8 protein-coding genes are annotated in these 6,840 nt (G+C 68.3%); 3 read left to right on the top strand and 5 right to left on the bottom strand.

What is annotated here, in order from left to right; all coding sequences use genetic code 11:
* Positions 1 to 139 precede the first annotated feature (139 nt).
* The gene (gene gshB / locus OCW50_RS09890; protein WP_262297370.1) at positions 140 to 1,084 is read right to left on the bottom strand and encodes a glutathione synthase; all 945 of its coding nucleotides are present in this window, start codon (positions 1,082 to 1,084) and stop codon (positions 140 to 142) included.
* Between the two features lie 163 nt (positions 1,085 to 1,247).
* Between gshB and OCW50_RS09885 the strand changes: the two genes are divergently transcribed.
* Positions 1,248 to 2,129: a lipid kinase gene (locus OCW50_RS09885; protein ID WP_262269374.1), complete on the top strand. Its 882-nt coding sequence runs from the start codon at positions 1,248 to 1,250 to the stop codon at positions 2,127 to 2,129.
* On the opposite strand, the gene OCW50_RS09880 is transcribed toward OCW50_RS09885, so the two are convergent.
* Positions 2,126 to 2,335, bottom strand: a complete 210-nt coding sequence (locus OCW50_RS09880) for a DUF1127 domain-containing protein (RefSeq protein WP_262297369.1) — start codon at positions 2,333 to 2,335, stop codon at positions 2,126 to 2,128. The two genes, OCW50_RS09885 and OCW50_RS09880, sit on opposite strands and share 4 nt — an antisense overlap.
* A 104-nt stretch (positions 2,336 to 2,439) precedes the next feature.
* Between OCW50_RS09880 and OCW50_RS09875 the strand changes: the two genes are divergently transcribed.
* Complete coding sequence (locus tag OCW50_RS09875; RefSeq protein WP_262297368.1) at positions 2,440 to 3,312, top strand: LysR substrate-binding domain-containing protein; 873 nt, start codon at positions 2,440 to 2,442, stop codon at positions 3,310 to 3,312.
* Here OCW50_RS09875 and OCW50_RS09870 read toward each other — a convergent pair.
* Entirely contained in the window at positions 3,309 to 3,686 is a 378-nt protein-coding gene (locus tag OCW50_RS09870) for a YraN family protein (RefSeq protein WP_262297367.1), read from the bottom strand. The genes OCW50_RS09875 and OCW50_RS09870 overlap by 4 nt on opposite strands.
* Positions 3,683 to 4,621, bottom strand: a complete 939-nt coding sequence (rsmI, locus tag OCW50_RS09865) for a 16S rRNA (cytidine(1402)-2'-O)-methyltransferase (RefSeq protein WP_262297366.1) — start codon at positions 4,619 to 4,621, stop codon at positions 3,683 to 3,685. The genes OCW50_RS09870 and rsmI overlap by 4 nt, the downstream gene beginning before the upstream one ends.
* Positions 4,622 to 4,758: 137 nt before the next feature.
* Between rsmI and OCW50_RS09860 the strand changes: the two genes are divergently transcribed.
* Positions 4,759 to 6,057, top strand: a complete 1,299-nt coding sequence (locus tag OCW50_RS09860; protein ID WP_262297365.1) for a penicillin-binding protein activator — start codon at positions 4,759 to 4,761, stop codon at positions 6,055 to 6,057.
* Positions 6,058 to 6,314: 257 nt separating this feature from the next.
* Here OCW50_RS09860 and OCW50_RS09855 read toward each other — a convergent pair whose 3' ends face one another.
* Positions 6,315 to 6,824, bottom strand: coding sequence for an OsmC family protein (locus OCW50_RS09855; protein ID WP_262269380.1), 510 nt, complete (start codon positions 6,822 to 6,824; stop codon positions 6,315 to 6,317).
* Between the last annotated feature and the right edge of the window lie 16 nt (positions 6,825 to 6,840).

The following is a 6,840-nucleotide window of genomic DNA, read 5'->3' as shown; positions in this document are numbered from 1 at the left end:
ATCGTCCCAACAATTTTCTTTTCACGTCCGAGGCTCCCTCTCTTGATTGGCGCATCGGATGAGGCGGACCCAGCGGGCCGCGCAAGCGAAAACCGGTTCCACTTTTCGCTGACGCGGCCCGCTGGGTCCGTCCGATGCGCTAGCGGCCCACCTTGCCCTCGATCACGTCCCAGACCCTCACGGCGAGATCGGGCCCGCCGAGGCGCTTGATCGCCCGGATGCCCGTGGGGGCCGTCACGTTGATCTCCGTGAGGTTGCCGTCGATCACGTCGATGCCCACCAGGATCAGGCCCATGCGCTTGAGATCGGGGCCGATCGTCTCGCAGATCTCGCGCTCGCGCGGCGTCAGGTCGGTCGGCTTCGCCGCGCCGCCGCGCACCATGTTGGAGCGGATGTCGTTGGCCGCCGGCACCCGGTTGATCGCGCCCGCCGCCTCGCCGTCGATGAGGATGATGCGCTTGTCGCCCTCGGTGATCTTGGGCAGGAAGCGCTGGATCACCCAGGGCTCGCGGAACAGGTTGGCGAAGAGGTCGTAGAGCGAGCCGAAATTCGGGTCCTCGCGGCCGACCTTGAACACGCTCGCGCCGCCGTGGCCGTAGAGCGGCTTCATCACCACGTCGCCGTGCTCGCGCCGGAACTCGTCGATCTCCTGCCTGTCGCGGGAGATCAGGGTCGGGGGCATCAGGTGCGGGAAATGGGTGACGAAGATCTTTTCCGGCGCGTTGCGCACATGGGTCGGATCGTTGACCACCAGGGTCTTGGGATGGATGCGCTCGAGGAAATGGGTGGCCGTGATGTAGGCCAGATCGAAGGGCGGGTCCTGGCGCATGAGCACCGCATCGACACCTGACAGGTCGATCCGCTCGGGCGTTCCGAGGGTGAAATGATCGCCTTCCACGTCGCGCGCCTCGATGGTCTCCGCCATGGCGACCACCGCGCCGTCGCGCAGGGAAAGCCGGTCGGGCGTATAATGCAGGACCCGGTGTCCGCGCCGCTGGGCTTCGAGCAGCAGCGCGAAGCCCGTATCGCCCGCGATCTTGATGCTGCGGATGTGATCCATCTGGAACGCAACGGTGAGGGTCATGCGTCAGGTCTCCTTGGGAAGCAGGGTTATTGGCCTTAAAAAGCGGGATGGCAACTCTTCATCGCGGGCCGCGTGAACGAAAAGCCGGGAGGCGGGTTATCCCACGGCCCCGCTTCGACGATGCCCCTTGCGGATCCCCTCAAGCTTTTCCATGTAGTCGAGCATGCCACGCCGCGCCCTTCTGATCGTCAATGCCAAGAGCCGCAGCGGCGCCGCCCAGTGCGAGATCGCCATCGAGCGCCTGAAGGATCATGGCATCGAGCCCGTTCATCTGGAATGCAGCCGACGGGAAGACCTGTCGCCGCTCATCGTCAAGTATGCGAAAGATGTGGACTGCGCCGTCGTGGGCGGCGGCGACGGCACCTTGAACGCGGCGGCCTTCGGCGTGATCGAGGCGCGATTGCCCCTGGGAATTCTGCCCCTGGGCACGGCCAACGATCTCGCCCGCACGCTGGGCATTCCCTTCGATCTCGACGGGGCCGCCCAGGTCATCGCGGACGGCCTGACGCGCAAGATCGATCTCGGCATCGTCAACGGCGAGCCCTTCTTCAACGTGGCGAGCCTCGGGTTGTCGGCGGAGCTGGCGCAGAAGCTGACGCGGGACATCAAGCGCCGCTGGGGACGCCTCGGCTATGCCCTGGTGGCCCTGAAGGTTCTGGCCCGGGCGAAGCCCTTCCGGGCCACCATCACCAGCGAGAACGAATCCGTTCGCGTGCGGACGCTGCAGATTGCGGTCGGCAACGGGCGCTTCTATGGGGGCGGGAACGCGGTGGAGAAGGATGCCGCCATCGACGACCAGCATCTCGATCTCTACAGCCTCGAACTGGAGCGCGCCTGGAAGCTCGCCCTCATGGCACGCTCATTCCGCCATGGGCAGCATGGCGCCTGGAACGAGGTCCGGGCGGTCCGGGCTCAGGAGTTCGACATCCGCACGCGCAAGCCGAGGCCGATCAATGCGGATGGCGAGATCGTGACCCGGACGCCCGCCCATTTCTCGATCCGGCCGGCGGCCGTGACCGTGTTCGCTCCGAAATCCGGAGATTAATGTCGGCCGCACCGGACCACGTCCTCGACGTTGCCGGGGGTGAGGCCGATGTCGTGCATCGCGGCGTCGTCCAGGGCGCTGACCTCGCGCAGGGCGCGGCGGATCTCGATCTCGTGCATGAGCGAGGCAAAGAGGCTGCGGATGCGCGACGGCTTGCCGGACGATGGGTGAGAGGTCCGAAGAAGGGTGACCGGATGGGTTGTCATGGCTGTCTCCTCAAGTTCGATGAGACCAGGATGCGCCTACCCCTTGCATAACGGAAACGAATGTTCATTATGTTGATGATAATGATCCGTTATTGAGGCCGATCATGGCGCGCAATCTCGATGTCAGCCTTCTGAGAGCCTTCGTGGCCGTGGTGGATGCCGGCGGCATGACGGCCGCCACGGGGGTTCTCAACCTCACCCAGGCGGCCGTGAGCCAGCAGATCAAGCGGCTCGAGGAGACGCTGGGCGAAGAGCTCATCGTCCGCGACCGGCGCGGCGTCACCCTGACCACGGCCGGCGAGCGCCTGTTCGGGCGGGCCAAGCGGATGCTGGCCCTCAACGACGAGATCTGGACCGAGATGACCACGCCCGAATTCGAGGGCGAGGTGAGGCTCGGCATCCCGAGCGACATCATCACCACCTACCTGCCGACCTTCCTGAAGGATTTCGCCCGCCTTTATCCGCGGGTGCAGATCTCGCTCAACAGCGGCTCCAGCGCGTCGCTGCGCGCGAAGCTCTACGACGGCAAGGTCGACGTGGTGCTGGCCACCGAGATGGCCTGCGATTCCGACGGCGAGAATCTCGTGATGGACCGGCTCGTGTGGGTCGGAGCCCGAGGCGGCGATGCAGCGCGCCAGCGGCCTCTGCCCGTCTCCGTCGGCTGTTCCGACTGCGCGTTCCGGGCTCCGATCCGCGAGGCCCTGCAGAAGGCGGGGATCGAATGGCGTTCGGTCTCCGAAGTGACGAACACCTCGGCCCAGGTGGCGACGGTCGCGGCCGACATCGCCGTGATGGCCTGGATGGCCTCGACCGTGCCGGGCGGGTTCGACGTGCTGGGAGCGGATTCGGGCCTGCCGGCCCTGCCGCCCTTCATGGTCAATCTCTACCTGCCGCGCGACGGCGGCAATCACGTGGTGCAGGAGCTGGCCCGGCACATCCGCGAAGCCGTCGCGGATCGGCACCGGATGGCTGCCTAGAGCATCTCCAGCTCGAAGGCCGACACGATGTGCCGCGGCCATCGTCGGGGCGCCAGGAACACCGCATCGGCCCGCCAGGTCCTGCCCGCCGCCCACGGATTGCGGGAGAGCCACGCGCGCGCCGCCCGCGAGAACCGTTGGCGCTTCCTGGCCGTGATGGCCGAGAGCGCATCGTCCATCAGGCCCCGAGCCTTCACCTCGACGAACGCGACGGTGTCGCCGCGCATGACGATCAGGTCGATCTCGCCGCCCGCGGCCGCGTAGCGGCGGGCGAGGGGGCGATAGCCTTTGGCCAGGAGGACCAGCAGGGCGATCCATTCGGCGCGATGACCGCGCAGAAAAGTCGCCTGCCGACGCTCCAGGGCGCTCTTCATGGGTCCTTCTTCGCAAGCGCCAGCGCGCGGGCATAGACCTCGCGCTTGGGCAGGTCGAGGTCCGCTGCGACGAGGGCCGCCGCGTCCTTGATCGAATGGTTCTTCAGGGCCGCTTCGAGCCGGCCGTCGAGCGCCGCATCGGCCTCGGCCGCGTGCATCTCTTTCGTCGACTCGCCGATCAGCACCACGATCTCGCCCTTGGGCGGGCCCTCCTGGGCGAATTGCTGGGCCAGCTCGGGCAGGGTGCCGCGCCGGATCGTCTCGAACATCTTGGTGAGTTCGCGCGCCACCACGGCCTGGCGCTCGCCGAGAACCTCCGCGGCATCGGCCAGCATCTCGGGCAGGCGATGCGGTCCCTCGAACAGCATCAGCGTGCCGGGGATCGCGCCGATCTCGGCAAGCCTCGCGCGGCGCGCGCCGCTCTTCGAGGGCAGGAAGCCCTCGAAGAAGAAGCGATCCGTCGGCAGGCCCGAGGCGACGAGGGCAGTCAGCACCGCGGAGGGGCCGGGAATCGGGGTGACCGGCAGGCCTTCCTCGATCGCCGCCTGAACGAGCTTGTAGCCCGGATCCGACACCAGCGGCGTGCCGGCATCCGACACGAGGGCCAGCGCCTGGCCTTCGCGGATCCGGTGGATCATGCGCTCGCGCACGGCGTCGTTGGAATGCTCGTGATAGGACACGAGCGGGGTGGTGATGCCGTAATGGGCCAGGAGGGTCTTCGTCACCCGCGTATCCTCGGCCAGAACCGCGTCCGCGGCGGCCAGCACGTTGAGCGCCCGGAAGGACACGTCCTGCAGGTTGCCGATGGGGGTCGCGACCACGTAGAGGCCGGCCGACAGGGGCTTGGCCTCGGCCGCGAGGCCGAAGGCCGTGAAGGTGGCGATCCGGTCGGTCGGCTCGCGCCGCTTGGTTCTGTTGTCGATTCTCTGGCTCATCGTCGGTCACTGTCGCATGAGGGGCGTCGGCGCGGAAGCTGGGACGTCGGGGCCTCGGCCCCGCATTGGAAACAATGTTTACCTTTTGCTGTCACGCTTCCCTCCATTGCCAGGGCTGTTTCCAAAGGGGGGTGGAGATGGCGCGCTTCATCGATCGACCAGGCGGCGGTTCCGGCCGCGCGGCCTGGATCGCCGCTGTGTCCGCGGCGCTGTTTGTGCCCGCAGGCTTCCGTTCCGCCAGCCGCGGGCCGGCCCGCAAGCCGAGCCGGCCCGCCGCGACCGCACCGGCCGAGCCGCTCTATGCGGCCGATATCCCGCCGTCCGGCGCTCCGCTGCCGGGCGCTCCGCTGCCGGACGCTCCGCCCGTCCGGGCGATGCCGGGCACCACCATCGGCAGCGGCCCCGTCAAGGTCGCGTTGGTCCTGCCCATGACCGGGGCCGGGCAGGGCGCCGTGGCGGCGCAGAGCCTGCGCAACGCCGCCGAACTGGCGCTCAGCGAATTCCAGGGCTCGGACCTCACGCTTCTCGTCAAGGATGACGGCGGCACACCGGAGGGCGCGCAGGCGGCCGCGCAGCAGGCCTTCGCCGAGGGAGCCGAGCTCATCGTCGGGCCGCTCTTCGCCGGCTCCGTCCAGGCCGTCGGCCAGGTGGCGCGTCAACGGGGCAAACCGGTCATCGGCTTCTCGACGGATGCGAGCGTCGCCACCCAGGGCGTCTATCTCCTGAGCTTCCTCGTGCAGGAGGAGGTGGACCGCATCGTGTCCTTCGCGGCCAGTCAGGGGCGTCGCTCCATCGCGGCCCTGATCCCCGAGACCCAATACGGCCGGGTGGCCGGAGCGCGGCTGCAGCAGGCGGCCGCCCGGCAGGGAATCCGCATCGCGGCGCTCGAATCCTATCCGCCGGGGCAGCCTCAGGATGCCGTGCGGCGCTTGACCGGCGTGATCGGCGGCCCCGCGCCGCAGGCCGACGCCCTGTTCATGCCCGACAACGGCGACGGGCTGCCCGCCGTTGCTCAGGCGCTGCAGATGGCGGGCTTCGATCCGCTGCGCGTCAAGCCGCTCGGGACCGGCCTGTGGGACGAGCCGCGGGTGACGGCTCTGCCCGTTCTGCAGGGCGGCTGGTTCGCGGCTCCCGACAAGCGCGGCTTCACGGCTTTCGCCGAGCGCTACCGCGCGCGCTTCAACGTCGATCCGATCCGGCTCGCGACCCTGTCCTACGACGCCGTGACCCTGGCGGCGGCGCTCGCCCGGATACAGGGGGCGCAGGCCTTCACCGACGGGATGCTCACGAACCCCGCAGGCTTCGCCGGGGCCGACGGGGTGTTCCGGTTCAATCCCGACGGCACCAACCAGCGCGCTCTGACCGTGCAGGAGATCCGCGGCGGTACCGCCGTTGCGATCAGCGGCGCGCCGCGGACCCTGGTGGCTGGGAACTGAGGCCATGGCAACGTCCTGGAGCATTTTTCGGCGAAGTGGATCCGGTTCGCGGTCAAAAATGCGGCGAGGCAAGGAAGAGAGGTGATTCCACGCCAGTGGAAGCAGCTCTCGCCCTTGCTCGACCGTTCTCCTCGTCATCACGGGCCTCGTGCCGGTGATCCCGGTGGATCGAAGCGCTGCGCTCCACCCCATCGGGATGGCCGGGACAGGCCCGGCCACGACGTCAGAACCTCACACGGGCGAGCGAACAGACCGCCTTACTTGCGCGTCAGCGTGGCGCTCAGCTCGGGCTTGTTGTTGAGACTCTGGAAGACCACGCAGTAGCGCTCGGTGAGCTTGAGCAGCTGGTCGACCTTCTCCTGCGGGGCGTCCGTGTCGACCTCGAAGGAGAGGCGGATGTTCCGGAAGCCCACGGGCGCGGTCTTGTCGACCCCGAGGGTGCCGCGGAAATCGAGGTCGCCTTCCGCCTTCACGGCGCCGTGGCGCAGGTCGATCTCGAGGGCGGTCGCGACCGCCTTCAGGGTCACGCCCGCGCAGGCGACGAGCGCTTCGAGCAGCATGTCGCCCGAGCACAGCTCCGCGCCGGAGCCCCCGGTGGCCGGATGGAGGCCCGCGACGGCGAGCGCGCGGCCGGTCTCGACCTTGCAGGCGATGTGCTGGTCGTCGAGCGTGCCCTGAGCCTTCAGGGTGATCACGGCGGAGTTCGGGTCGCTGCGGTATTGATCCTTCAGCGGCGCCTGGAGGGCGCGAAGCGCAGTCGCATCCATGATGATGTCCTTGAGA

This window comes from Microvirga sesbaniae (genome assembly GCF_025460805.1).
Lineage (GTDB): Bacteria > Pseudomonadota > Alphaproteobacteria > Rhizobiales > Beijerinckiaceae > Microvirga > Microvirga sesbaniae.
Note: the sequence above shows the minus strand (reverse complement) of the source record. Positions and strands in the feature narration are given on the sequence as shown.

What these genes read in the sequence shown, in the direction of transcription:
- gshB (WP_262297370.1), bottom strand. Translation starts at nt 1,084, where the DNA reads ATGACCCTCACCGTTGCGTTCCAGATGGATCACATCCGCAGCATCAAG.
- OCW50_RS09885 (WP_262269374.1), top strand. Translation starts at nt 1,248, where the DNA reads ATGCCACGCCGCGCCCTTCTGATCGTCAATGCCAAGAGCCGCAGCGGC.
- OCW50_RS09880 (WP_262297369.1), bottom strand. Translation starts at nt 2,335, where the DNA reads ATGACAACCCATCCGGTCACCCTTCTTCGGACCTCTCACCCATCGTCC.
- OCW50_RS09875 (WP_262297368.1), top strand. Translation starts at nt 2,440, where the DNA reads ATGGCGCGCAATCTCGATGTCAGCCTTCTGAGAGCCTTCGTGGCCGTG.
- OCW50_RS09870 (WP_262297367.1), bottom strand. Translation starts at nt 3,686, where the DNA reads ATGAAGAGCGCCCTGGAGCGTCGGCAGGCGACTTTTCTGCGCGGTCAT.
- rsmI (WP_262297366.1), bottom strand. Translation starts at nt 4,621, where the DNA reads ATGAGCCAGAGAATCGACAACAGAACCAAGCGGCGCGAGCCGACCGAC.
- OCW50_RS09860 (WP_262297365.1), top strand. Translation starts at nt 4,759, where the DNA reads ATGGCGCGCTTCATCGATCGACCAGGCGGCGGTTCCGGCCGCGCGGCC.
- OCW50_RS09855 (WP_262269380.1), bottom strand. Translation starts at nt 6,824, where the DNA reads ATGGATGCGACTGCGCTTCGCGCCCTCCAGGCGCCGCTGAAGGATCAA.